At 55.3% G+C, this 25,488-nt stretch carries 26 protein-coding genes and 1 tRNA gene; 12 read left to right on the forward strand and 15 right to left on the reverse strand.

Going from position 1 to position 25,488, the window contains the following annotated elements:
• Positions 1 to 27: 27 nt before the first annotated feature.
• The 4 genes from psrA to phnD are packed head-to-tail and all read right to left on the reverse strand — an operon-like array spanning position 28 to position 3,647.
• Positions 28 to 1,140, reverse strand: coding sequence for an iron-containing alcohol dehydrogenase PsrA (psrA, locus tag NIZ92_RS16040; protein ID WP_254002262.1), 1,113 nt, complete (start codon positions 1,138 to 1,140; stop codon positions 28 to 30).
• Positions 1,141 to 1,165: 25 nt separating this feature from the next.
• Positions 1,166 to 1,984, reverse strand: a complete 819-nt coding sequence (gene phnE / locus NIZ92_RS16045) for a phosphonate ABC transporter, permease protein PhnE (protein WP_083054586.1) — start codon at positions 1,982 to 1,984, stop codon at positions 1,166 to 1,168.
• Entirely contained in the window at positions 1,984 to 2,799 is an 816-nt protein-coding gene (gene phnC / locus NIZ92_RS16050) for a phosphonate ABC transporter ATP-binding protein (RefSeq protein ID WP_254002263.1), read from the reverse strand. Before phnC ends, phnE begins: the two co-directional genes overlap by 1 nt.
• Complete coding sequence (phnD, locus tag NIZ92_RS16055; protein ID WP_266108806.1) at positions 2,796 to 3,647, reverse strand: phosphonate ABC transporter substrate-binding protein; 852 nt, start codon at positions 3,645 to 3,647, stop codon at positions 2,796 to 2,798. The genes phnC and phnD overlap by 4 nt, the downstream gene beginning before the upstream one ends.
• A gap of 152 nt (positions 3,648 to 3,799) precedes the next feature.
• On the opposite strand from phnD, the gene NIZ92_RS16060 reads away from it, so the two are divergent.
• Entirely contained in the window at positions 3,800 to 4,684 is an 885-nt protein-coding gene (locus NIZ92_RS16060; RefSeq protein WP_035273418.1) for a LysR substrate-binding domain-containing protein, read from the forward strand.
• A 140-nt stretch (positions 4,685 to 4,824) separates the two neighbouring features.
• Complete coding sequence (locus NIZ92_RS16065; protein ID WP_083054591.1) at positions 4,825 to 6,471, forward strand: long-chain-fatty-acid--CoA ligase; 1,647 nt, start codon at positions 4,825 to 4,827, stop codon at positions 6,469 to 6,471.
• A gap of 199 nt (positions 6,472 to 6,670) precedes the next feature.
• On the opposite strand, the gene NIZ92_RS16070 is transcribed toward NIZ92_RS16065, so the two are convergent.
• Together NIZ92_RS16070 and NIZ92_RS16075 are read right to left on the reverse strand one after the other, a co-directional pair.
• Positions 6,671 to 7,894, reverse strand: coding sequence for a hypothetical protein (locus NIZ92_RS16070; RefSeq protein WP_254002264.1), 1,224 nt, complete (start codon positions 7,892 to 7,894; stop codon positions 6,671 to 6,673).
• 378 nt (positions 7,895 to 8,272) lie between these two features.
• Positions 8,273 to 8,890 carry a LysE family translocator gene (locus tag NIZ92_RS16075; RefSeq protein WP_009460710.1) on the reverse strand — a complete coding sequence of 206 codons (618 nt, stop codon included), beginning with the start codon at positions 8,888 to 8,890 and terminating at the stop codon, positions 8,273 to 8,275.
• 362 nt (positions 8,891 to 9,252) lie between these two features.
• On the opposite strand from NIZ92_RS16075, the gene NIZ92_RS16080 reads away from it, so the two are divergent.
• Positions 9,253 to 10,131, forward strand: a complete 879-nt coding sequence (locus NIZ92_RS16080) for a LysR substrate-binding domain-containing protein (protein ID WP_060186682.1) — start codon at positions 9,253 to 9,255, stop codon at positions 10,129 to 10,131.
• 9 nt (positions 10,132 to 10,140) lie between these two features.
• Here the strand turns inward: NIZ92_RS16080 and NIZ92_RS16085 are convergent, their stop codons facing one another.
• A complete protein-coding gene (locus NIZ92_RS16085) occupies positions 10,141 to 11,262 on the reverse strand; it encodes a transporter substrate-binding domain-containing protein (protein WP_254002265.1) in 1,122 nt (373 codons plus the stop codon).
• Positions 11,263 to 11,522: 260 nt separating this feature from the next.
• On the opposite strand from NIZ92_RS16085, the gene NIZ92_RS16090 reads away from it, so the two are divergent.
• The 9 genes from NIZ92_RS16090 (at position 11,523) to NIZ92_RS16130 (ending at position 19,129) form a co-directional block, all read left to right on the forward strand.
• Positions 11,523 to 11,846 (forward strand): helix-turn-helix transcriptional regulator, encoded by a 324-nt coding sequence (locus NIZ92_RS16090; RefSeq protein ID WP_009460707.1) that lies wholly within the window; start codon positions 11,523 to 11,525, stop codon positions 11,844 to 11,846.
• Between the two features lie 89 nt (positions 11,847 to 11,935).
• Positions 11,936 to 13,225, forward strand: a complete 1,290-nt coding sequence (locus NIZ92_RS16095) for an arsenic transporter (protein WP_254002266.1) — start codon at positions 11,936 to 11,938, stop codon at positions 13,223 to 13,225.
• A 22-nt stretch (positions 13,226 to 13,247) separates the two neighbouring features.
• On the forward strand, positions 13,248 to 13,679 hold the full coding sequence (gene arsC, locus NIZ92_RS16100) for an arsenate reductase (glutaredoxin) (protein ID WP_254002267.1): 432 nt from the start codon (positions 13,248 to 13,250) through the stop codon (positions 13,677 to 13,679).
• Positions 13,666 to 14,382 (forward strand): arsenical resistance protein ArsH, encoded by a 717-nt coding sequence (arsH, locus tag NIZ92_RS16105; protein ID WP_035270663.1) that lies wholly within the window; start codon positions 13,666 to 13,668, stop codon positions 14,380 to 14,382. The genes arsC and arsH overlap by 14 nt, the downstream gene beginning before the upstream one ends.
• Positions 14,383 to 14,528: 146 nt before the next feature.
• The gene (locus NIZ92_RS16110; protein WP_026485343.1) at positions 14,529 to 15,197 is read left to right on the forward strand and encodes a response regulator transcription factor; all 669 of its coding nucleotides are present in this window, start codon (positions 14,529 to 14,531) and stop codon (positions 15,195 to 15,197) included.
• Positions 15,194 to 16,585, forward strand: a complete 1,392-nt coding sequence (locus NIZ92_RS16115) for an ATP-binding protein (protein WP_254002268.1) — start codon at positions 15,194 to 15,196, stop codon at positions 16,583 to 16,585. Before NIZ92_RS16110 ends, NIZ92_RS16115 begins: the two co-directional genes overlap by 4 nt.
• A 96-nt stretch (positions 16,586 to 16,681) precedes the next feature.
• On the forward strand, positions 16,682 to 17,089 hold the full coding sequence (locus tag NIZ92_RS16120; RefSeq protein WP_060186678.1) for a YgiW/YdeI family stress tolerance OB fold protein: 408 nt from the start codon (positions 16,682 to 16,684) through the stop codon (positions 17,087 to 17,089).
• Between the two features lie 656 nt (positions 17,090 to 17,745).
• Entirely contained in the window at positions 17,746 to 18,654 is a 909-nt protein-coding gene (locus tag NIZ92_RS16125; protein WP_152602598.1) for a helix-turn-helix domain-containing protein, read from the forward strand.
• 43 nt (positions 18,655 to 18,697) lie between these two features.
• Complete coding sequence (locus NIZ92_RS16130) at positions 18,698 to 19,129, forward strand: hypothetical protein (RefSeq protein ID WP_254002269.1); 432 nt, start codon at positions 18,698 to 18,700, stop codon at positions 19,127 to 19,129.
• 32 nt (positions 19,130 to 19,161) lie between these two features.
• Here the strand turns inward: NIZ92_RS16130 and NIZ92_RS16135 are convergent, their stop codons facing one another.
• From NIZ92_RS16135 to tyrS, 8 genes are all read right to left on the reverse strand, one after another.
• Complete coding sequence (locus NIZ92_RS16135) at positions 19,162 to 19,506, reverse strand: hypothetical protein (RefSeq protein ID WP_254002270.1); 345 nt, start codon at positions 19,504 to 19,506, stop codon at positions 19,162 to 19,164.
• 10 nt (positions 19,507 to 19,516) lie between these two features.
• The gene (locus NIZ92_RS16140) at positions 19,517 to 19,855 is read right to left on the reverse strand and encodes a hypothetical protein (RefSeq protein ID WP_152602597.1); all 339 of its coding nucleotides are present in this window, start codon (positions 19,853 to 19,855) and stop codon (positions 19,517 to 19,519) included.
• 356 nt (positions 19,856 to 20,211) lie between these two features.
• Positions 20,212 to 20,302: transfer RNA gene (locus tag NIZ92_RS16145), tRNA-Ser, on the reverse strand.
• A gap of 140 nt (positions 20,303 to 20,442) precedes the next feature.
• A complete protein-coding gene (gene ribD, locus NIZ92_RS16150) occupies positions 20,443 to 21,591 on the reverse strand; it encodes a bifunctional diaminohydroxyphosphoribosylaminopyrimidine deaminase/5-amino-6-(5-phosphoribosylamino)uracil reductase RibD (protein WP_009460683.1) in 1,149 nt (382 codons plus the stop codon).
• A gap of 4 nt (positions 21,592 to 21,595) precedes the next feature.
• The gene (nrdR, locus tag NIZ92_RS16155) at positions 21,596 to 22,057 is read right to left on the reverse strand and encodes a transcriptional regulator NrdR (protein ID WP_003801815.1); all 462 of its coding nucleotides are present in this window, start codon (positions 22,055 to 22,057) and stop codon (positions 21,596 to 21,598) included.
• A gap of 36 nt (positions 22,058 to 22,093) precedes the next feature.
• A complete protein-coding gene (glyA, locus tag NIZ92_RS16160; protein WP_254002271.1) occupies positions 22,094 to 23,344 on the reverse strand; it encodes a serine hydroxymethyltransferase in 1,251 nt (416 codons plus the stop codon).
• A gap of 183 nt (positions 23,345 to 23,527) precedes the next feature.
• Entirely contained in the window at positions 23,528 to 24,163 is a 636-nt protein-coding gene (locus NIZ92_RS16165) for a YbhB/YbcL family Raf kinase inhibitor-like protein (RefSeq protein ID WP_254002272.1), read from the reverse strand.
• Positions 24,164 to 24,182: 19 nt separating this feature from the next.
• On the reverse strand, positions 24,183 to 25,409 hold the full coding sequence (gene tyrS / locus NIZ92_RS16170; protein WP_009460677.1) for a tyrosine--tRNA ligase: 1,227 nt from the start codon (positions 25,407 to 25,409) through the stop codon (positions 24,183 to 24,185).
• Positions 25,410 to 25,488: the final 79 nt, after the last annotated feature.

The raw sequence follows: 25,488 nt of genomic DNA on the forward strand, positions 1-25,488 counted from the left end.
GAAAACAAACCGGATCAATAGCCGGGCTTATACCTGCACAGCATCCAGAGTCTGTGCACCAATGAAATTACGTCCTCGCGGGCCTTCCAGAGCCTGGGCAATTCGTTCTTGCCACTGCTGGGGAGCCAGACCGTAAGTGGCCGGGTCTGTACTGACGCCCAGCCCCTCCAGAAAACGGGCCAGAGCCGTCACCGCCTGCTGGCCGTTGTGCGCATCAAAAATGGACAGCAGCAAGCGGTCCAGATCGGCATCCTGCCCCAGTGCCATTTGCATCACATGCGGCAAGCTGAAGGAGCAGGCGATGCCATGCGGCAGCCCTTGTTCCAGAGTCAGCTCGTAAGACAGAGAATGGGCCAGGGCCGTCTTGGTATTGGAGAACGCCAGTCCTGCCATGACAGCCGCAACCGCCAGCTGGCCGCGCAGTTCCAGGTTGGACAAGTCCTGCATCAGCAGTGGCAGGCTGCCCATGATCTGGCGCGCTGCCGAGACCGCCAGGCTTGCCGACACCGGATTGCGGTTGACGTTCCACAAAGACTCCAGGGCGTGCGACAAGGCATCCAGGCCGCTGGCCAACGTCGCCGCTGCAGGCAGGCTGCGCATCAAGCCCGGATCAATAATGGCGGCCTGAGGCCAGGTCCAGGGCAGATGCAGGGAGTACTTGCGCCCCTGCCCCTTGTCCCAAATCGTTGCCCAGGGGGTAACCTCGCTCCCGGTACCTGCCGTGGTGGGCACGGCAATCAGGCTGCGCACCCGCCCTGGAGGCTGGCTCAGGCTGGTCTTGCCAGACAGGCAGTCCAGCAGTTCGGAAAACGTGCCCGAAGGCGTGCTGCTCAGCATGGCTTTGGCGCAATCGATCACGCTGCCACCACCCAGAGCAATGATGCACTCCACATCGGGATGATCACGCCACAGGCGCTCATACAGCGGGGCCAGCCAGGACACATCCGGATTGGGCTGTATATCGGTTTCGATCGCCACCAGTTGATCGCCCAGCAAGGCTTGCAAACGATCGCACTGGCCCAGTTCACGCGCCTCGGGAAAGGCAATCAGAATGGCTCGCCGTGTTCCCAGATGTTCGGGCAGACGCTCAAAAGCCCCATGCCCTGCATCGATCTGAACTGGATTGAAAAAATGCCACATAACAATCTCAAAAGAAAAACTGCAATCAATCGCGCCCGTTGTGGCGAATCGCTTCGCGCAGGCGGTTGGAGATAAGGTCGGCCACCACCACCATCACGGTAATGACCACAATGCAGGTCGCTGTTTCCTGGTACTTGAACAGTTTCAGGCTGCTGACCAGTTCAAAGCCCAAGCCACCGGCCCCCACCATGCCCAGCACGGTGGCCGAACGCAGGTTGACCTCGAAGCGATACAGGATCACGGCAATCCAGGCGGTAATAACCTGCGGCAAGACACCGAACACAATCACCTGCAAAGGACGCGCGCCGGTAGCACGCAGGGCATCCAATGGCCCCTGGTCAATTTCCTCAATGCTTTCGGCAAAGAACTTGCCCAGCATTCCCACTCCATGTACGGCCAGAGCCAACACACCGGGAAAAGGGCCCAGGCCCACGGCAGCCACAAACACCAGGGCCAGAATCAGCTCATTGATACTGCGGATGATGTTCAGGCTTTGGCGGGTAAAGCCGTACAAGTAGCGGTTGACCTTCAGGTTACGGGCTGCCAGAAAGGACACGGGCACTGCGCCGATCACGCCCAACACCGTGCCCCAGATCGCAATCTGAATGGTCTCGATAGCCGGAGCGAGCAAATTGCCCAAAATGCTCCAGTCCGGTGGAAAGGTGCGGCTTAGAAAGTCGGCAATTTGTGGCAGGCCGGCAGCAAACTCGGCGGCGCTTAACTGCGCCCCCTCTGCGCTCCACTGCAATCCCACCATAATGGCGGCCACCATCAGGGCGGTCAGAATCCAGCCCTTGGCACTGGTCGGGGTAGACATGACCCAGGAGTACTTGCTGTCCATCATCACGCTCCCTTGGTAGCAAGGTTTAACGGTTCGGCCAGAAAAGAAGCGGCATCACCCGTGCTGCCGGACACACCGCCGTGCCCTGGCTCGGGGCCGGGGTAAATGCGGGCCAGATCATCCTCAGTCATCTGTTCCGGGGCACCGTCATACACCACACGGCCATGGGCCAGACCCACAATGCGATCTGCAAATTCGCGTGCGTAATCAACCTGGTGCAGGTTGCAGACCACGGTAATGCCCAGTTCCCGGCTGGCATCGTGCAGATAACGCATCACCAGACGGGCCGTTTTCGGGTCCAGGCTGGCAACTGGCTCGTCGGCCAGAATGATGCGCGGACGCTGAGCCAGCGCACGGGCAATCCCCACCCGTTGACGCTGACCACCGGACAGGGAGTCGGTACGAGCCTGGGCCTTGTGCGCCAGCCCGACCCGTTGCAGACAGTCCTGGGCCAGGGCGATATCTGCCCGGCTGAACAGCTGCAAAATGGAACTCCACACGGGCACCGCCCCCAGGCGCCCAGTCAACACATTGCGCAGCACCGACAAGCGCGGCACCACGTCGTGATGCTGGAAAATCATGGCAACCTGGCGTCGCAAAGCCCGCGTATCCTGGGCGGACATGGCGTCGATACCGGCCACGGACAACTCGCCCGTATCCGCTTGGGCCAGCCGGTTCATGCAGCGCAGCAGGGTGGACTTGCCCGCCCCGGACTGGCCTAGTACCACCAGGAACTCGCCAGCCTCTGCATCCATGTCCACACCACACAGCACCTTATTGCTGCCGTAGCACTTGTTCAGGCCACGCACACGGATCATTTCATGCTCCGCAGATCCAGATCCAGCACCTTGGCGGTATCGCGCACTACGTTGTAAGCCGCGTCAGTGGTAGGCTGGAAGCCATTGAGCATGCCTTGATCGCCCCAAGGAACATCCTTGATATTGGCCAGAGCCTTGGCGACTTTCTCTTTCACACTTGGGTCCAGATCCTTGCGCCAGACCATGGGCGACTCGGGAATATCGCTGGACGACCAGACAACTTTCAAATCGCCTTCGGCCAACTGGCCCTTGGCAATGGCGCTGGCATAAATACGGTCTGCAACAGCGGCAGCGTCAACTTTCTTGTTGGCCACGGCCAGCAGGCTGGCATCGTGCGAACCGGAGAACACCACACGGGAAAACAGCGCCTCGGGCTTGTAGCCGTCGTTCTCCAGGCCCGCTTTAGGGAACAGGTGGCCGGAGGTGGAGCTGGGGTCAACAAAGGCAAAGGTGCGATCTTTCAACTGCTCCACATTTTCAATGCCACTGTCTGCGCGCACCACGATCAGGCTCTTGTACGCGCTTTTGCCCGTCTTCTTGGTCACAGCCACGGCAAAAGCTTCTACATCGGCCACCGAATTGGCCAGCACATAAGAGAATGGGCCCAGATAAGCCACGTCCAGCTTCTTGGCACGCAGGGCTTCGATGATGCCGTTGTAGTCCGTGGCGACAAAGGGCTCGACCTTCATGCCCGACTCGCGCTCCAGCTGTTCAATCACCTGCTTGCTGGATTCGATCATGGCTTGGGAATCCTCGGCAGGGATCAAGCCAATGGTCAGCGTGTCCTGTGCGGCCTGAGCCGCTGTACCGAACACCGAAAAAATAGCTGTAGCGGCCGTTGCCGCGATGAAAGAGCGGCGGGCAGTCTGAAATACGTTCTTGTTCACGGCAGTCGTCCTTAAGGTTTGTAGGAGGAATGCCGACATCTTAGGAAGGTCACATTGCCTTCATGTTATCGATTTAGGATTGAAAACATCAGTTATCTATAGATGGAGTCTATATGTCCGCCGCACGCCTACGTGCCTTTCTGGCTGTTGCCCGCCACGGCAGCTTCAGCGCCGGGGCCCGTGCCCTGGGACTGGCCCAACCCACCGTTACCAAACAGGTTCAGGGCCTGGAACAACAGCATGATGTCGAGCTTTTTCATCGCCGGGGGCGCGGGATTCAGCTAACCCAGGTCGGGCTGGCCCTGCTGCCCGTGGCACAGCAACTGGGGGCTCTGGAAATTGATGCCTTCAACCTCCTGCATGACAGTGGCAAGCTGCACGTGGGGCGCTTGCGCATTGGAGCGGTGGGGCCTTTTCATGTGATCGAAATGGTAGAGGCCTACCACAAGCTGTTTCCAGGGGTGGATATCTCCATTCATATGGGGAACTCGGCCGAGGTGCTGGCCGACCTGGCCGACTATGCCACCGATATTGCCGTGCTGGCCGGAGCCTGCGAGGACCCGGCTTTTCACACCGAGCACTACGCCAGCCATGCTGTCATTCTGTTCGCCCCCTTGTCGCACCCTTTGGCCCGGTACGACAGCGTGCCTCTGTCCGCCTTGCAGGATGCTCCGTTATTGCAGCGGGAATCGGGCTCTACCACACGGGCCTGTCTGGAAGCAGCACTGGAAAAGGAGCATATCCGGCCCCGCGCCGTCATGGAAATCGGTAGTCGGGAGGCCTTGCGGGAAGCCGTCGCCCGAGGGCTGGGCGTCGGTACGGTATCCGAGGCCGAATTCATTCCGGACCATCGTTTCAAAGCCGTTCGTATTCAGGGAGACCCCGTGCGCACCGACACATATTTGTATTGCCTGGCCGAGCGCCGGGACAGCCGCATGATTGCCCAATTTTTCACAGAAGCTTTGGCATTACGCAAGCAAATACAAACGACTACATAGACGTATTTGTGAGTTTTAGGCTACTGTGCAAACGTAGGCCATGACAGTCAGTGATGTGTTTCGTCCATTTTCTGCGCGTAGACTCACAGTTTCAAGGCCCGTCAGTTCTGTTTGATTTACTCCCAGGGAGGACGAAGACCATGCTTGGCATGATGATGAATACCCCACTGCTAGTATCATCCATACTGCGTCACGCAGCGAACTATCACGCAGACCGAGAGGTCGTCTCGCAAACCGTTGAAGGCCACATTCACCGGTACACCTATACCGATCTGTCCAAGCGCAGCCAGCAACTGGCCAATGCGCTGAAAAAAATGGGTCTGCAACATGGCGACCGCGTCGGAACCCTGGCCTGGAACGGCTATCGTCACCTGGAGCTGTATTACGGCGTATCGGGCTCGGGCCTGGTGTGCCACACCATCAACCCGCGTCTGTTTCAGGATCAAATTGGCTACATCATTGAACACGCAGACGATAGCGTGCTGTTTGCCGACCTGAACTTCATGCCGATTCTGGAGTCCTTGGCCGATCAGCTGTCCAAGCTGAAAGCCGTGGTCATCATGACGGACGAAGCGCACATGCCCAAGTCGGACCTGCTGCCCAACCTGCAGTGCTATGAAACCCTGATTGCGTCTGAATCCGATCATTTCGACTGGCCGGTGTTTGATGAGAACACGGCCTCCGGCCTGTGCTACACCTCCGGCACCACGGGCAACCCCAAAGGCGTGCTCTACAGCCATCGCTCCACGATCTTGCATGCCTTTGCCTTGAGCATGCCCGATGCCCTGTGTCTGTCTGCTTCTGACACCATTACCCCCATCGTGCCCATGTTCCACGTCAATGCCTGGGGGCTGCCTTATGCGGCCTTGATGGTGGGCGCCAAACTGGTCTTGCCCGGCCCGAAATTGGACGGCGCCAGCCTGCATACCCTGTTTGAAAACGAAGGTGTCACCATGACAGCCGGTGTGCCTACCGTCTGGCTAGGCCTGCTCGACTGGATGCAAGCCAATGGCAAAACCTTCAGCAGCCTGCAACGTCTGGTGATTGGCGGCTCGTCTGCGCCTCCAGTCATGATTACCCGCTTCCAGAAGCTGGGTGTCAAGGTACGCCACGCCTGGGGCATGACGGAAACCAGCCCAGTCGGTCTGGCGGCTGCCCTGCTGCCCAAGCACGAGTCCTTGCCGGAGAACGAGAAACTCAAGCTGCTGGCCAAGCAAGGTCGTCCGCTCTTCGGGGTCGAGTTCCGGGTAGATGGCGACGATGGTCAACCCATTGCCCGCGACGGCAAGATGTTTGGTGCCATGATGGTGCGCGGCCCCTGGATTGCGGCTTCTTACTTCAATAGCAATGACACCTCTGCCCATACAGAAGATGGCTGGTTCAATACGGGCGACGTGGTGACCATTGATCAGGATGGCTTTATCCAGATCGTGGACCGAACCAAGGATGTGGTGAAATCCGGTGGCGAATGGATCAGCTCCATCGAGCTGGAAAACATTGCCCAGGCTCACCCGGCGATCAAGGAAGCAGCTGTCGTAGCCAAGCCCGACGAGCGCTGGGGCGAACGTCCGGTTCTGGTGGTGCAGCTACAGGACGACGCCACCTTCACCAAGCAGGACATGATTGATCTGTTTACAGAACAAGTCTCCAAATGGAGTATTCCTGACGAACTGATCGTGGTCGATGAACTGCCCCACACAGCAACCGGCAAGCTCTTGAAAACCGCGATTCGCAAGCTGATTCAGGAGGATCTGGACAAGCTGGCTGCGCAGAACAAGGCCGGTTAACCAAGCTGCATCCAGCCAGATGCCTGACAGCAGAATCAAGAAGCCAGGCTCGGCTTTCTTGACGCGCAATCGCAAACAGCCCCCCCGGCAGTTATCCAACTGTCGGGGGGCTGTTTTTTGCCTTTGCCATTGGCTTTGAAAGGGCCAGAATCAAGTCCAGTATCTATGGCTGATCGCCCATATCAACAGCATGCCTCCTTCAAGGATGCACGGGCGTAGGAATATCCCAGATATTGAGATCCGCATTCTCGCGCTCCCAGGCCCGCACAGAGAACTTGGCACGATTGAACAGACCCAGATAGTTTTCATAGCGAATCTTGTTGCCTATGGCCACTGGCAACTCGTCCAGAAACTCCCTCATCTTGGACAAGTCCGCATGGTACTGAGCCGGTTCCATCAAACCGCCCGGTGTCACTGACGAGGGAGGGTCCGACTCAAAGCGATTACGCGTAAAAATCACCACATCTGAACCCCACAGAATCCGGTTCTGGTATTCATTGAAGAAATTCAGCCAATCCTGGCGACTGGGCATGCCCGGCTCGGGATTCAACATATAGTCCTGCACCAGATCCCAGGAAATATCGGTAGACCAGCTGGGGCAGGCATCCAGCACCTCTTTCACGCGCGTAATGTGGTCGCTGGTGGGTTTCACAAAACGCCCCAGGCCCGTATGCGCCCACACCACCTTGGCTTTGGGCGCATGTCCGCACACGTGCTTCAAGCCGTCCACATAGTCCTGATCGGGATAGGAATGCTCCAGCTCACCCTGGTAATTGACCTCTACCCGGTACATATCATTGTGCAAGATCGCGACCAAACCAATCTCTTCAATGGTCTTGAACAAATACTCCAGCGACTCGGAATACAGCGATACCTTGCTGCCATCGCCCGCATCAGGCGGTAGCGGCACAGAGGGGGCCTTGGTTTGTTCTACCGTTTCACCAGCCAGCTTGCTGGACACCAGCTCCTTGTGAATGGTGAACTCTCCCACCCCGGCAAACACGCCTGGAAAACTGAGCACCGCACGCTTGATATGTTGCGAGGCATATACGTCCATGGGATTGAAGGCCGTAATCATGACATCCAGCTTTTCCTGATACTGGGGCGGCAAGCGTTCGTACTCGCGCGCAAACATGGCATCCACAAAAGAGTAGTAATACAAGTCTGCTTTGGGGCCTATGTAGTAGTTCGGGCCATACATCTGATCGCCAGACTGTGCCTGGTACTGTTCAAACCCATCCCAGCGTTGCTGCAAAGGAATCGGCATGATGGTGGAGCGCACAATTTGCTGGCGATTGGCGCTCATATAGCGCTCTGCATATTCCTTTAAGGAAATACCTTGCATGGCGTAATTGGAAGCGTGGAAATGCACGTCCGCATACAGCTGGCTGGTATCCAGCCGGGGCTCCGGGCTTTGAGCCATAACACCGCTCTGAACCGCTGCGAATAAAGCCAGGCCAGACGCAGCCAGCGCTTTTGCGTTTATATGATGGCAAGTCATTCTTGTCTCCCTCTCTACAAGTAGTGTGCGAAACCTGAAACGGCAACGTAACAACCATACCCAGAGCGCCGTCAATAAATGACAGAAGATAACAGATATTCTTTTAAAGAATTTAATTCATATTTTTTTCCATACTTTTATATTTTTATTATTAATAGCCATACAAATATAATTCAAAATCAAATTAAAAATAAAATACTCAATTAAATTCTGAATTTAATTCAAGCCAATTTATTAATCACTTCAATAATCAGGCAGTACAAATCGCCTGTGCACAGCACCTGCTCCCGCATGGCCGCCCTAAGACACCGAGTTGGCAAATAGCAGCGAAGCGCCCAAGCTGAACAAGGCCACGCCTATCACCCTGTCCAGCAATCTTTGCCGGGCCAGCATGGCTGCCCGCAAGCGCTTGTTTGAGAACACCAGCGCCACAATGCTGAACCAGACCCAATGGGCAAAAGACATGAAAAACCCATAAGCGAAATTCAGCCAGAACGATGCATCCGGCTGCACCAGCTGCGTAAAGGTGGCCACCACAAACAACATGGTTTTGGGATTCAAGGCATTGGTCAAAAACCCCATGCCAAAAGCTTGCCAGGCGCTGGGCATATTTCCCGCCTCGCCGTCCGTATTCAAAACAGTGCGATTACGGAAAGACTGATAGCCCAGGTACATCAAGTACGCTGCTCCCACCACTTTCATCACCAGAAACAAGGTGGGAGACTGAGTAATCAGAATCGCAACGCCCAGCACCGTGTAGACCACGTGCACCTGCACCCCGGCAGCAATACCCAGAGCTGAAATCAGGCCAATCTTGCGGCCAAAGGAATAGCCATTACGAGTGACCATGGCAAAGTCGGGGCCTGGGCTGATCACGGCCAGGATAGTGATAGTGGCAACGGCCAACAGTTCATGCATTTTTAACAAGCCTAAGTTTGATGAAATCGGTGTGACAAGCTAGGTCAAAGGCAGCCAAACCGCAGAGCCAGTCCTACACTCTAGGAATGAGATCGTTCCTTCGCGGACGATCTACCAGTCTGCAAAGACCGCTCCAGTCAGAATGTGAAAACCCTTCCTGGTGAGCTATGTATTCATCCAATTTATATAGTTTTTGCTATTCTCAACGGGATCAATCCAGATTTTCAAAACCCAAGAAAAACCCTCCAAAACTTCTATCGTTTTCTTGTTTGAATATTTGCTCTAAAGATTTCATTATCGATAATCCTGTGCTAATTTAAAAACGATAATTCCTGCGCTATTTCTGTGAGTTTTCATCGACCATGCAAATCCCCAATCTCACGGCCTTCCGCTACTTCGACACGGCCGCCAAGGCAGGCAGCTTTGTGCAGGCAGCCCAGCTGCTGCATGTCACTCACGGCGCGGTCAGTCGCCAGATTCGGGCGCTGGAAGAATCTTTGGGGGTAGAACTGTTTGAACGGCGCAATCGAGCTGTATTTCTGACACAGGCAGGCCGCCAGCTTTTGCATGTGACCGCGCCCATGTTCGAGCGCTTGGAAGACGTGGTGTATCAGTTGCAGCAGACACAGCGTGAACATGCGCTGGTCGTTTCCTGCGAGCCCACCATTGCGATGAAATGGTTGATACCCCGACTGGGGGATTTCCACACTCTGCATCCCAATATCACCGTGCATCTGATTACAGCCGGAGGGCCAGTGAACTTTGCTCAAATGGGAGTGGATCTGGCCATACGCCGTGACGACTTTCATTGGGCAGACTCGGTCTGCGGCCTGAAATTGTGCGAAGAAATGATAGGGCCGGTCTGCCAGCCTCACTATCCCCACACCCAGGACACGGCCAAACAGGTGCTGATACAAAGCAGCTCCCGTCCGCAAGCTTGGGCCACCTGGGCGCGACTTAGCGGCCAAGTCATACGCTCTGCCAACAAGCTGGAACTAGAGCATTTTTATTTATGTATCCAGGCCGCCTTGTCCGGACAAGGCATGAGTATTGTGTCGCGTCTGATGGTGCAAGATGAACTGCAAAGCGGGCAGCTCATTGCCCCGCAAGGATTCATTGCGGACGGCTCGGCGTACTACCTGCTCTCTCCCCAGGCTCTGGATCAAAACCCGCGTGCGGAAGTATTTGCCGACTGGTTAAGTGAGCAGCTTGAGCCCTCAAAGATGAACCCAAGCCAATAAGCCCGGCTACTACTGTCCCAAGCCAAAATACTTGGTCTTGAAGGCCTCCACCTTGCCTTCATCCACGGCCCCTAGCACAGCCAAAGTTACTTCTCGGGATAGCTCACTTTGCAGTGGCAAGGCAAACCCATACTTGTCACGCTCGAACAGTCGCCCCACTACCTTCACCGGCAAGCCAGGGTTGGAATACACGTAGTACTCCAGTACCGGAGCGTCGGCAATCACGGCCACAACATCGCCATTGTCCAAAGCTGCCGTGGCTTTGTCCAAACTGGCATAACTGCGCATGGCAAGTCCCTGCTTGCGGGCATAGTCCTCTTCTACGGTCCCGATCAGCACGCCTACTGGTCGCCCCTTCAAATCGTCCACACTATTGATCTGGTTTGAGATAGCCAGCGTTGTCATCACGCTGGTGACAGAGGACGTTACAAAGGCCAAGATGCCCACCCCACACACCAGCCACAAGCCCTGCCAGATACGTCCTAACCAGCCAAAAAGATTCTTTCTGGCCGGGGCACGCCCCGAAGTCACAACAGACATCACGGTATAGAAACTCTCTGCCACGCCATCGCGCCAGCGAGCAGGGAAGGATTGGTCAAACCGCCGGTCAAACAAGGTCAAAACAACAGTGGCAAACAAAATGACAAAAGCGATCCATGCATACGCCGTAATAAAACCGGCCTGCGCCAAACCCTTGAGAACACTTTGAAAACCTGTTCCTCGATCGGAACTGACCATCAGGCGCATACCACCATCAAACCAGGGCTGGGTGAAATCCACCTTCAACGCGCGTTGCTGCGTGATAGTCAGATTAGTCATGGCAACATCAAGAGAACCCGACTCTGTGGCACTGAGCAAATCCCGAAACGTGCCGTATTCCTTATATTCAAATGCCCACTGCTTTTCTGCTGCCAAATCTTCCCATAAGTCGATAGCCAATCCGGTGAAAGCACCATCACTTTTCATTACGAATGGTGGCGAGACCAATACACCGACCGTCAATGGCGGCTCTTTGCCATAGCCTGTTTGGGGAAGCGCCGCCAACAACATCAACAGAGCAACAAGGCCAAAAAGACGTGCTTGAACAATGCGGCGGCCAAACTGATGGTGGCTCAGAAACGGGATTTTCATAGGCAATCTTGGGGGGTGTAGTCCGAGATTCCACTTGCCAGGCGGGCTGAGAATCACAAGGACGGGCGGATATTGTCTTAGAGGATAGCAAATTGGCATCGGCCCTGTTCCCGGTTCCAGAAGGATCTGCTGCCGCAAACCACGAGTTTCACAATGCCTGACAAATCAATAAAACGTCACACGCGAATCTTGTCATTCAAAGCTCTCTATGGGAAACATCAAACTATTCAATAATTCTTGAATTGTTGTATTATTACTCCATGGAAGAATCTCAAGTTATCCGCTCCCTGGCCGCTTTGGCCCACGAAGCCCGCCTACGGGTTTTCCGCGCACTCGTTGTTGCCGGGCCCACCGGACTGACACCCGGCTCTCTGGCTGAGCAGCTAGGCATTGCCCCCAACGCCTTGTCCTTTCATTTGAAAGAGCTTAGCAATGCCGGGCTGATCCACGCCGAGCGGCAAGGTCGCAATCTGCTCTACAGCGCCACCTTTCCCGCCATGAACAATCTGCTTACTTATCTGACCGAGAATTGCTGTCAGGGTCAAACCTGCCTCCCAACGCAAGACCTGTGTCAGAACTGCTAGAGCGCCGGACACTTGATATCCACGTCCTGCAAAAACCACTCGGAACTTAACTGCCTTGCTGGCTATCCCCCTGATCAGAGCACTCCGTCATGCTTCTTGCTGTACTCATTTTTATCGCTACCTTAACCCTGGTGATCTGGCAGCCCAAAGGTTTGGGCATTGGTTGGAGTGCCTCTTTAGGCGCAGTTGCTGCCTTGCTGTCTGGCGTCGTGCAATGGACTGACTTGGCCCTGGTCTGGAATATCGTCTGGAACGCCACCGCCACATTTGTCGCCATTATCATCATCAGCCTGATATTGGACGAGGCAGGTTTTTTTGAATGGGCCGCCCTGCATGTCGCCCGTTGGGGAGCCGGCAACGGGCGCAAGCTCTTTGCCTTTATCGTGATTCTGGGCGCAGCAGTCTCTGCCCTGTTTGCCAATGACGGGGCCGCACTGATTCTGACGCCGATTGTCATGGCCATGTTGCTGGCCTTGGGCTTTTCACCAGCAGCAACTCTGGCTTTTGTCATGGCAGCCGGTTTTATTGCGGACACAGCCAGCTTGCCGCTGGTCGTCTCCAATTTGGTGAACATCGTCTCTGCCGACTACTTCAAACTGGGCTTCACGGACTACGCCGCCATCATGGCACCCGTCAACATCGTGTCTGTACTGGCCAGCCTGGTCGTTCTGATGCTGTACTTCCGTCGCGACATTCCCGCCCTCTATCGCCTTGAACAATTAAGAACGCCTGCTGAGGCTATCAAGGACAGGGCCAGTTTCAAGGCTGGCTGGATGGTGCTGGCGTTATTGCTGACAGGCTTTTTTGCACTGGAACCCCTGGGTGTCCCCGTCAGTGCGGTTGCCGCAGCAGGCGCCATCATTTTGCTGGCGGTTGCCGCCCGTGGCACAGTCATCAGCACACGAAAAGTGCTGCGTGGCGCCCCCTGGCAAATCGTCATCTTCTCGCTGGGCATGTATCTGGTGGTTTACGGCCTGCGCAATGCCGGGCTAACCGATTACCTGGGCTTGTTGCTGGATCAGTTCGCCCAAGCTGGCGTGTGGGCGGCGGCCATGGGTACCGGCGTCCTGTCTGCGCTGCTGTCCTCGGTGATGAACAATATGCCCACAGTCCTTGTCACCGCCCTGTCCATTGACGCTTCCAGCGCCGAGGGCATCGTCAAGGAAGCCATGATTTACGCCAACGTCATTGGCAGCGATCTGGGCCCGAAATTCACACCTATAGGCAGTCTGGCCACCTTGCTGTGGCTGCATGTCCTGGCCCAGAAAGGCACAAAAATCAGCTGGGGCTACTACTTCAAAGTAGGAGCCATCCTGACCACACCCGTCTTGCTGATCACCCTGGCAGCCTTGGCGCTGCGACTGGGTATGGCCCACTAAACCCTGATATCAAGATCGCGCCATGACAGACATCATCATCTATCACAACCCCGCCTGTGGCACTTCGCGCAACACCTTGGGCCTAATCCGCAATAGCGGACAAGAACCCACCGTCATCGAGTATCTGCAAACACCGCCGGACCGCAGCACGCTGACTAAGTTGATCGCAAACTGTGGCCTGAGCGTGCGTGAAGTCTTGCGACAAAAAGGTACGCCCTATGAAGAACTCGGGCTCGGCGACCCGAAATGGAGCGATGAACAGCTGATTGATTTCATGTTGCAGCACCCGATTCTGATCAACCGCCCTATTGTTGTCACCCCATTGGGAACGCGCTTGTGTCGTCCCTCGGAACAGGTGCTGGAGATACTTCCCCAAGCACAACAAGGTGCCTTCCGGAAAGAAGACGGCCAAGCCGTTATTGATGAAAAAGGACAAAGAATTGAGCAAGCCTGATTTACCCAATCTGGACGAGCACGCATTTAACACTCCAGATATGGCAGAACTGCTGCCTCAAGCACGCGCCACACACCCACCTCGAATTCTGCTTTTATATGGTTCCCTGAGAGAACGCTCCTACAGCCGCTTTCTGACGCAAGAAGCAGCACGGCTGCTGGAAGCAATGGGTGCAGAAACCAGAATTTTCGACCCGCAAGGCCTGCCCTTGCCCGACGGTGCAGCAGAAGACCACCCGAAAGTGCAGGAGTTGCGCCAACTCGTGCAGTGGGCCGAAGGCATGGTCTGGACATCGCCCGAGCGCCACGGTGCCATGAGCAGCGTTCTGAAAGCACAAATTGACTGGATACCGTTAAGCATCGGTGCTGTACGCCCAACACAAGGCAAAACACTGGCCGTGATGCAAGTGTCAGGCGGCTCGCAATCCTTTAACGCCTTGAACCAGATGCGGGTTCTGGGCCGCTGGATGCGCCTGATCACTATCCCCAACCAGTCTTCGGTTGCCAAAGCCTTTCTGGAATTTGACGAAGAAGGCCGCATGAAACCTTCGTCCTACTACGAGCGCGTGGTGGATGTGATGGAGGAACTGATGAAGTTCACCTTGCTGACGCGTGACTGTGCGCAGTATCTGGTGGATCGATATAGCGAGCGCAAGGAGACGGCGCAGGAGCTGTCTGCACGGGTACAACAGCGCAGCATCTAGCGCGCCAATCAGAACGGAAAACACATCGCTGCGCTTTTCAAAAACACACAGTCGCTATACAAACAAGGTAGGGGCTTGCCCCTGCTTTGCCTCATACCCCGCAGCAACATCAGTTTCCCTTCATCTTTCCGTGCCAGGCTTTGCACATGCGTATTCTCTTAATCGAAGATGATCCTTCGCTGGGCAGTTCCTTGCAGTCCTGGCTGCATCTGGACGGCTACGCTGTGGACTGGTTGCAACGTGGCGACCAAGTGGCCACGGCCTTGGCCACTCACACCTATCAATGCATCTTGCTGGATCGGGGCTTGCCTGGTCTGGATGGCGACGCGGTCTTACGCAGTCTGCGAGGGGCCAATGGATCTCACGCACAGGTGCCCGTCATTGTGATCACTGCCCGCGATACCTTGGCCGACCGGGTACAGGGTCTGGATCTGGGCGCGGACGACTATCTGGTCAAACCGTTTGATCTTGAAGAGCTGTCCGCGCGAGTACGTGCGGCCTTGCGCCGCAGTGCCGCCCAAGCCTCTCCCCAATGGCGTCACGGTCCCGTCGCCATTGACCCGACAGCCAAGCGCGTCACCTTGAACGACAAGCCTGTGGCCGTAACAGCACGCGAATTCGCTGTTCTGCAAGCCTTGATGCACCATCCCACCCATATTCTGAGTCGTGCCCAGCTTGAAGAAGCCCTTTATGGCTGGAGCGAAGAAGTGGAGAGCAACGCTATCGAAGTACACATCTACAATCTGCGCAAGAAATTGGGCAGTGACTTCATCGTCACCGTACGTAATCAAGGCTACGTTCTGGCACCCGCATGAAAAGCCTGCTCCAGAAACTAAAGCGTATCCGCTCTGCCGCCAAGTCCCCGGTGTCACGCCCGAAAGGCTGGTCCTTACGAGGTCGTCTGCTGCTTACCGTCATGGGCACCAGTATTGGGCTGTGGCTGGTCAGCCTGGCCATCGTAGTCGGAGTGGCCTGGCACGCAACCGGCGATGTGCTTGATGATGCCCTTGAAGAAGGGGCGCGTCTGGTACTGATGCTGGACCCGCAAGAGGCGCAGGCTTCTGCCAATACTACAGACACACGACTGAACCGTGACGCGGCTCTCAAGCTGCGCATGTATTACCAGCTCGTGGCCGCAGATGGCCGGGTACTGCTGCGCGGCGACGACACTCCCAAAACGGCTTTTATCCCCCAGGCGAAACGCAAGCAAATCACCACTGTCTGGGTTGATGACGAACTCTGGCGGGTTTACGTCCGCCCCGGAGCCGAAGGGGTCACAGCCCAGGTTGGCCAGCCTATGGAAGAACGCCTGGAGCTGCTTGAAGACATGGCCGAGAACCTGGTTTGGCCCGCAGTGGGACTACTGGCGCTGCTGGGTCTATCCAGCTGGTTCCTGATCCGACGCCTGATGCGTCCTTTGGAGGACACGGCTAAACGCATCAATTCCAAATCGCCCGATGACCTCACTCCTGTAGAAGGCGGAAATCCCCCACGCGAGCTGCAACCCATGCTGGATGCATTGAATGCGCTCATGGCACGCTTGTCTTCCGCACTGGAAAGTGAACGGCGCTTTACGTCCGATGCCGCACACGAACTGCGTACGCCCTTGGCCGGGCTGCGCATGCGCGTTCAACTAATTGAGCGCGAGCTGCAACTGCCTGACGCCCATCTGCAGCAATTACGCGCAGACCTGGACCGTTGTACCGCCCTGGTAGAAAGCCTGCTCGCCCTGACGCGACTGGAGCCGCAGGCCGAACCCTTGAAGCGTGAAACCGTAGACCTGAATCAGGTCCTGGACAGTCTGATTCCATCCCTGCCTTCGACATCCATCAACATGGAAAGAGCCCTGGCCGTCACAAGCATACAGGCGGCGCCAGTGCTGTTAAACAGCGCTTTACGTAACCTGATTGGCAATGCCATTCGCTACGGCGGCGCAGGCGTCCGAGTACGGGTCGAAACAACACGCAGACACGATGGCGGTGTACGCCTTGCGGTCCGAGACAATGGGCCTGGCGTCCCCCCCGAACAACGGCCCAGACTGGGAGAACGCTTCTTTCGCGTATTGGGAACCGGCCAAACAGGCAACGGACTGGGTTTGTCCATCGTGGCCCGCATCGCGGCCTTGCACGAGGCCACGCTGTCCTTTGAAGAGGGGCTGGACGGCCAGGGTCTGAGTGTCGTGCTGGATTTCCCACCCAATTAAGTATCTTAAGATTGCCTTCAGGTTCGGGGGGTCTAATAAAACCATTCCGCAATCGGCGGAACATTGACCCGATAACCCGATACAGGAAACCCAATCATGCGATTCACTTTACCCACTCTTGCCGCCGTACTTGCTCTGAGCGCCACCGCTGCCCTCGCGCAACCAGCCAACTACACAGGCCCAAGCAATGCACCTCAAGCCGCCACGGCTGCCGGCTCCTACTCTGGCCCTAACAATGTGCCGCTCATGACCGTCAAGCAGCTCCTGGAAACCGGCCGCGACGATCAAATCGCGCGTTTGCAAGGCCGTCTGGTGTCGTTTGAAGGTGATGAGCGCTATATTTTTGAAGATGCCACCGGCCGTATCACGGTAGAGATCGACAACAAGGACTTTCCGGCTGGTCAAACCATCAGCGCCGAACAGAAAGTGGAGCTGACGGGCGAGTTCGACAAAGGCCTGCGCAAAACCGAATTTGAAGTCGACCGCCTGAGCCTGCTGCCTTAATCCTGCCTAGCCACAAGACGGGCGGTGTCCAATATCCAACAGTCAGCCAAGCGAGCAATGGGACCCCACCAGCTGGCTATTGGAAATATTACCCGCCCCTTTTGTCCGTTCTCCCTTGGCAGTCGCCACCAGCCATCGTCGCACAATTTTCTCTTCGCCAGGTTCAAGTCCCGCCAACAACCCTTCCTCCAACCTGACGAAGCGTTTGCAGAAGCATCGTTAAAAAAGAGCACAAACCGATTACCTGACGCCGTATCTGCAATACATATTCGAAACTATTGGCATCCAGGACTTCCGAGCAGTCACGTTCGACAAAATTTGTAGAAAAATTGCGCAGATTGAAAGCACGGTGGAGCAAGCAGCGTAAAGCTGCCATGCTTTCAACATACACAGCAGCTATACAAGCACTTTCAGGTTGGCCAGTACTTTCCCCCTACACAGATCCCATACCCTAACAAAACTCTGCTTTTTTTTATTTAAACTGACCTTTTTTTTAGAAATTCAGAGGGTTGGTCTGCAATCTTCATAAGTGTTCGGATGTAATAAACCTGCGCCTCTACCTGTTTATTTATTTTGTAAAACGTAGATGGGCAAACACAGCACATACTCGAACATAACTACATCCCAGCAGAGCTAACGTCAGAGGAGCAGAGAAATTGAGTATTCTGGAATCCATACCAGAACATTGGGGATACCGATTTGAATCTGTCGGCGCAGCCATAGCTGACGCTCAGATAGATCCGGCCTCCATCCACCTCAAGACTAAGGCCTATTTTTTCCTGATCATGCTCAGCGCCCAGCCCGAGCGCACCCTGGCCATCAACAGTGACCGTCGTCTGACCGGCTTTGCGCCAATAGGCAACATCGAAATCGTGCCTCAGGACTCAGAGCTTTTTTCAACCTGGCGGTACACCAAACACACCATGTTGATTGCCATGACAGAAAAGCGGCTGCTGCAGTTGAGCGGCCGCGAATGGGGAGAGGATCCCGGAGAATTTCATCTACCCAGATTGGGTGTTGTGGATGAAAAAGCGCTGGCCATTGCTGCGGAAATGCGCAATGAACTGGTATGCGCTTCCTTCGGGTATGAAGAGTGCCTCGAATCCCTACTGACGCTTTTCGGCATACATGTCCTGCGCACCTACACCAGTCTGAACAAGCGATCTACTCATGATATGCCCATCACCGGCGGTCTGAGCCCCATGATGCGCAGCCGAGTCATCGATTACGTCCATAGCCATTTGTCCGAGAAGATCACCGTCGAAACACTCGCCCGAATCGCAGGGCTGTCTCCCAGTCATTTTGCCCGAGCCTTTCGGCAATCCCTAGGCCAAACGCCTCACGAATTCGTCGTCACCACCCGCTTGCAGTTAGCAAAAAAAATGATTCAGACATCCAGCACTTCGCTATACGAAATATCCCAGCTCACAGGCTTTTCCAGCAACAGCCATATGAGCGCATCCATGAAGAAAGCCTGGGGGAAAAACCCGTCGCAGATCCGTCATTCTGAGCGTCAGACCTTCCAAGCGCGCTGCACCCTGCCTGCTCATCCTACAAAATCCTGATACACAACGCTGAGCCAACACTATTGACCTCGGATTACAACGTATGACTCCCTACCGCTTGCCCCCTTTACTACTTGCACTTTTCCTTGGCATATCTCCAGCCCCTGGCGCAGCTGCTAATCTGGACACACAAAATACGCCACATCAAAGCCGGGAAACCAATCAAGCCCCCGCAACGAATTTGCCAGCCGGGACATTTGTAGGCGACGACATCAAACTGACCTTGAAGCCGCAAGGAAGCTACGTACTCAGCGGAGACGCCGTTGGCACGCCCATACACGGTGCTTGGTCAGTAGAACGTCAAGGTAAGCACGCCATCTTGCAATTGGTGCCAGGACGGACAGGCGACACATGGAGCTTCGGTATCCGATCCGCCAACACCTTACAACTGATAGACCCGGAAAATACGGCTGCCTTAGATAGGCCGTTAGATATCTATGAGGATGCAGGCGTGCTGACTCGGTCAAAAGAATGAAAAATGGGTTCCTGATGAGAACCCATTTTCACTTAAGGCAGACGGGAGACGATATAAGACGTCTCGTACTCATGACCTGGATAGGTGCTATTAATATTTCGCATCAAGTCATGTTTGCTGATTTCACCTCGAAACGCATCATGCAGCCAGACTAGGAACTGCTCTTCCTGCGCTTTAGTGTTAATAGGCAAACGATCATATTTAGGATTTGCCTTGATCTGAACTAACAACCCATCCAGCCAGGTCTTAAACGACATATCCTGCTGTGCAGCTACGACACGCCCATCTTGAACAGTCGTGCAGCCCTGCATCAAGGGAGCCACCAAGACCAAAGACAGCAAGGTACCGCCCCCCAATTGTCGAATAGAAAATCTCATGGCGCCCTCTTCAATCCTCAAATAGATCCCAATAAGTTCCCATCCACTGAAAAGTATAGGAATGCCCGGCCTTTAAACGATAAGTCACTTCACCGTTATGAGAAATCTTGAAGAATCTGGCGTTGAAATTCTTGCAACCATCCTCTTCGTAGGACTCTGATCTCTCGCCTCGAATAATATATTGAGCCACCTCGCTTTCCTCACCGTCTGGAAATGTACATGACAAATTGAAATGCACTTCCCCCCGAGGATTGTCGGACGAAATTGTGACAGAACCAGCCTGAGCCACTCCACCCACTACTATTCCCGTAGAAGCGATAAGCAGCAATGCTTTATTCATTAATTTCATAACTTCCCCTCGGCATCTATTTTTTGGCCAATATTAAGAATCTGGAAAACCCGATTTTTATTGTATCCAAGCAAAAATAGACGTACAGACCAGCACAATCAGTTCCTTGCTCTAACTGTTAAAAACCAATCCTTTATTTATTAAATAGTTATTCAAAATCTCCTATCTAAATCGAGCAGCCAGCAAAGGCAAGACTCTCAAGGCCTGCGCTGATCTTGCGCGGTTCCCGGTCAGCGACCTTTTTTGCAACGACGACGTAGAGCCTGACTACAAATGAATTATTAATTTCACCGACTCTGTAAAACGCAGCCAAGAAAAAAGCCCCCACACATTGCTGTGCGAGGGCTTTTGAATTCTGGCGGACAGAGGGGGATTCGAACCCCCGATACGCTATAAACGTATACACGCTTTCCAGGCGTGCGCCTTCAACCACTCGGCCACCTGTCCTAACTGTTCTTTTGGCCAAGCAATTTGAAGCTGCTAACGCCAAGTCCATAATAATAGCAGCACTTATCCTTGTAACGCAAGTGCTCAAATTCTTTCTTCGGCTAATTAGTAGCAACTAAACAGTAAAGCGTACAAACAGCTTATTCCGAGTCCGGCGGATAAGCTCCACCCACCGCTCGCAGCAAGGCTTCCCAATGATCGCGCTGGCGCGCCAGGACGCGCAGGTCGGCACCCAGCAAGCGCACATCGGTAAATTCAAACGGCTCTACATCGTCCAGCCCGGCCAGTTCGGTAATATCGGCCACGCCTCGCCCCTGCCCCAGGATCTTGGGGGCCAGGTACATCAGTAATTGGTCCACTACACCCGCATCAATCAAGGCACCGGAAAGGCGAGCACCGGCTTCTGCATGGACTTCATTGATCTGTTGATCTGTCATCCAGTCCAGAACGGCACGGACATCCACCTGACCTTCGTGCAAGGGCATGGGAATAACCTGTGCATTTCGATCTGCCAGCTCCGCCTCCAGCTCGGGATCACGACGGTGACTGAATACCCAGCACGGCGTGCCGTCCAGCAAGGCAGCTTTCGGGTCCATGCGCAAATGCGTATCCAGCACAGCCTTGATCGGGGGACGCGGCGTAGAAACCGCACGCACATTCATTAAGGGATTATCGGCATGCACGGTTCCGATGCCTGTCAGCACGACGCAACTACGGGCGCGCCAGTGGTGACCGTCGTCACGAGCCTGCGGCCCGGTAATCCATTGAGAGCGACCGTCCGGCAAGGCACTGCGGCCATCCAGCGAAGCGGCCATCTTCATCCACAACCAGGGACGCCCACGTGTCATGCGGGCAAAGAAACCGGCGTTGATCGCCAGCGCCTGCTCTACGCACAAGGGGCCATCTACGGTAATACCCGCCTGACGCAAGCGTGAGACGCCGTTGCCAGCCACCAAGGGGTTGGGGTCGTACATGGAAAAGACAACACGCCCAGCGCCTGCTTTGATCAGCGCATCGGCACAAGGAGGGGTTCGCCCGTGGTGACTGCAAGGCTCCAGGGTGACGTAGAAGGTCGCACCGGCCACACTGACGCCGCGCTCTTTGGCTTGGCGCAAGGCCATCACTTCGGCGTGGGGGCCACCCGCTTGCTGTGTTGAACCCGAAGCCAATAATTGGCCATCGCGCACGATCAGGCAGGCGACTCGCGGGTTGGGGGCACTGATATAAAGGGATTTCTCGGCCAGCTCCAGGGCTTGCCGCATCCAGATGACGTCTTCTTGCTCGACCATAGCCTTAGCCGCGGTCGGGATCGTTCATTTCGTCGATCGCCTCTACGAACTCGCGGATGTCTTTAAAGCTCTTGTAGACCGAGGCAAAGCGCACATAGGCCACCTGGTCCAACTGCTTGAGCTCGGCCATGACCAGCTCGCCTATGGTCTCGGAGGAGACTTCGCGCTCGCCAGTCAGTTGAAGTTTTTCTTCGATACGCTGCACAGCGGCATCGACCTGAGCCATGGGGATGGAACGCTTGCGCAGTGCAACGCCCATGCTCGCCCGCAAACGTGCGGGATCAAAATCCATACGAGTGCCATTGCGCTTGGCCACAACCGGCAGGCTCAGCTCGGCACGCTCGTAAGTCGTGAAGCGCCGTTCACAGGCCGAGCATTTACGACGTCGCCGTATGGCGTCGCCTTCTTCGGTGATTCGAGAGTCGATCACCTGGGTATCGGCATGGTGGCAGAACGGACACTTCATTCAAGATCGCGGGCCTCGCGGCCCGCTCCGGCTGGATTACTTGGAGGAGTAAACGGGCAACTTGGCAGTCAGCTCGTGTACACGGCGACGAACGTCCGCCAAAACGGCTTCGTCGTGAGGGTTGTCCAGTACATCAGCAATCAGGTGCGCCGTCAATTCCGCTTCGGCTTCTTTAAAGCCGCGAGTGGTCATGGCAGGAGTACCCAAACGCACGCCGCTGGTGACAAATGGCTTCTCGGGGTCGTTAGGAATAGCGTTCTTGTTGACCGTGATGTGAGCCTTGCCCAGTGCTTCTTCAGCCAATTTACCGGTGATGCCCTTGGGACGCAGGTCTACCAGCATGACGTGGCTTTCGGTGCGACCGGACACGATACGCAGACCGCGCTCAACCAGAGTGCGGGCCAGAACGTCAGCGTTCTTCACAACTTGAGCAGCGTAGGTCTTGAACTCGGGAGCCAGAGCTTCCTTGAACGCAACAGCCTTACCAGCGATCACGTGGATCAGTGGACCACCTTGAATGCCGGGGAAAATAGCCGAGTTGATGGCTTTTTCGTGTTCGGCCTTCATCATGATGACGCCACCACGAGGACCACGCAGGGACTTGTGAGTGGTAGACGTCACAAAGTCAGCGTGAGGCACGGGGTTGGGGTAAGCACCACCAGCAACCAGACCGGCGTAGTGGGCAATGTCGATCATCAGCAAGGCGCCGTTTTCATGAGCAATACGAGCCATGCGTTCGAAGTCGATGCGCAGGGCGTAAGCCGAAGCACCACCCACGATCAGCTTGGGCTTGTGCTCTTTGGCCAGGCGCTCCAGCTCGTCGTAGTCCAGCTCTTCGTTCTCGTCCAGACCGTAGGATACGAAGTTGTACAGCTTGCCCGATGCGTTCACGGGGGAACCGTGGGTCAAGTGACCACCTTCTGCCAGGCTCATGCCCAGAACGGTATCACCGGGTTTGAGCACAGCCATGTACACGCCCTGGTTGGCTTGCGAACCGGAGTTGGGCTGCACGTTGGCGGCTTCTGCACCGAACAGCTCTTTCAGACGGTCAATAGCCAGTTGCTCGACCACGTCCACGAACTCGCAACCGCCGTAGTAGCGCTTGCCAGGATAACCTTCCGCGTATTTGTTGGTCAGTTGTGTGCCCTGGGCCTGCATCACGGCGGGGCTGGTGTAGTTTTCCGAGGCGATCAGCTCGATGTGCTGCTCCTGGCGCACATCTTCGCTTTGAATCGCAGCCCAAAGATCGGGGTCAACTTTGTCAAGAGTCGCAGAACGGTCAAACATGAGGGTTCCTAAGGATAAAGTGGTAGCAAACTAAGAAAGCAACATTTTAGCGCGGAAGCGCGTCAAACCACCGAGACAAACGTCTCTGGTGGCAGAAACCCCAAAAAACATGGAAATAAGTAAGGCGGCGGCAGGCGGACTCAAGAGAATATGAAAAAAACTCAAACAGTCCGCCCTGGGGAATCAGGATTGCTGGATCAAACGGGGATTCAGGGTATACACGCCGGTCAGGGATGCACGACCCAGAATATGACCTTCCATGGCGCGCAACACGTCCTGGCCATTGAAGCGACCCTCCAAAGGCAGCTCGGCAATATCCAGGGCATAAACCGTAAAGACATAACGGTGCGGCAAAGCATCGTTCCACGGAGGGCACGGGCCGTCGTAGCCGAAGTAATCACCGTTCATGTCGCGGTCGCTGGCAAACCAGTTGGTAAAGTCGTTCACGCCCTGGCGCGTATCGTCCAGAGCCAGTGGACCGGCTTTACCGCGTGGCGTGATGCCCTTGGAATAAGAGCCTTCTGCCAGGCTACGCAGTTCGGGCGAGATGTTGATCAAGACCCAATGAAAGAAATCCACCCGTGGCAAATCCGCCGGTACCTCGCGCCCATCCTGGTTCACATCGTCCGGTTTACTGGGGACATCGGGGTCGTGGCAAATAACCACAAAGGATTGGGTCTGCTCGGGAACATCGGACCATTCCAGATGCGGATTGGCGTTACCGGCCAAGGCGACTCTCGATTGCGCGTCGTAACGGCAAAACGCCAGACGCTCGGGAATCACGCTCTGATCTTGAAAAGAATCACTACGCAGTTTCATTGCAGACCTCCACAATCAATCAGCCGGTCAAAGTGACTCGCGCAAACTTGCGCTTGCCCACTTGCAGCACATAGCTGCCCGGCTCCAGTTGCAAACCTTTATCGTCCACACGTTCGCCATTGATGCGCACGCCGCCCTGCTCCACATTGCGCTGGGCTTCGCTGCCGGAAGCAACCAGACCTGCTTCGCGCAAGACACGCAGCAAAGCCAGTTCACCCGCCACGGTTACCTCGGGCATGTCCTCGGGCATTTCGCCACGACGGAAACGGGCATCGAAAGTTTCCAGCGCCTGCTCGGCGGCCTGGGCGCTGTGGAAACGTGTGACGATCTCCTGTGCCAGCTCCACTTTGACTTCACGTGGGTTACGGCCTTCTTCAATCTGCTTTTGCAGACCGGCGATGTCTTCCAGACTACGGAACGACAACAGCTCGAAGTAACGCCACATCAAGGTATCGGAGATGGACATCAACTTGCCGAACATGGAGTCCGGCGTTTCACTGATACCAATGTAATTGCCTTTGGATTTAGACATTTTTTCTACGCCGTCCAAACCCACCAGCAATGGCATGGTCAAAATACATTGCTGTTCCTGACCATATTCTTTTTGCAATTCACGACCCACCAGCAAATTGAATTTCTGGTCGGTACCGCCCAATTCCACGTCCGCTTTCAATTGAACCGAATCGTAGCCTTGCAGCAAAGGATACAAAAACTCGTGCACCGAAATAGGCTGATTCGCCTTGAAGCGCTTGGTGAAATCATCACGCTCCATCATGCGGGCCACGGTGTAACGCGAAGCCAGTTGAATCATGCCGCGCGAACCGAGCTTGTCGCACCATTCCGAGTTGTAGCGAACTTCGGTACGGGCCGGGTCCAGAACCAGCGCAGCCTGATCGTAGTAGGTCTTGGCGTTGGCAATGACCTGCTCGGGCGTCAGGGGCGGACGAGTCGTGTTGCGGCCGCTGGGATCACCAATGGTGGAGGTGAAGTCGCCAATCAAAAAGATGACGGTATGCCCCAAATCCTGCAGCTGGCGCATCTTGTTGAGCACCACTGTGTGCCCCAGGTGAATGTCGGGAGCCGTGGGGTCCAGACCCAGCTTGATCCGCAGCGGCTGTCCTGTTGCATGGCTGCGCGCCAGTTTGCGGGCAAACTCGGATTCGACGAGCAATTCGTCGCAGCCGCGTTTGACGATGGCTAAATCAGCCAGGACTTCTGGAGAAAGGGGCTCTGAGGGGGATGACATAACAAATCTGGTGACAAACTAATGAGTAAAAATGCTCGAAAAATTAAGCCTAATGCGCTAGGATAGCCTGCTATTGCGA

The sequence above is a fragment of the Alcaligenes sp. 1735tsa3 genome (assembly GCF_024134565.1).
Taxonomy (GTDB): Bacteria; Pseudomonadota; Gammaproteobacteria; order Burkholderiales; family Burkholderiaceae_B; genus Alcaligenes; species Alcaligenes phenolicus.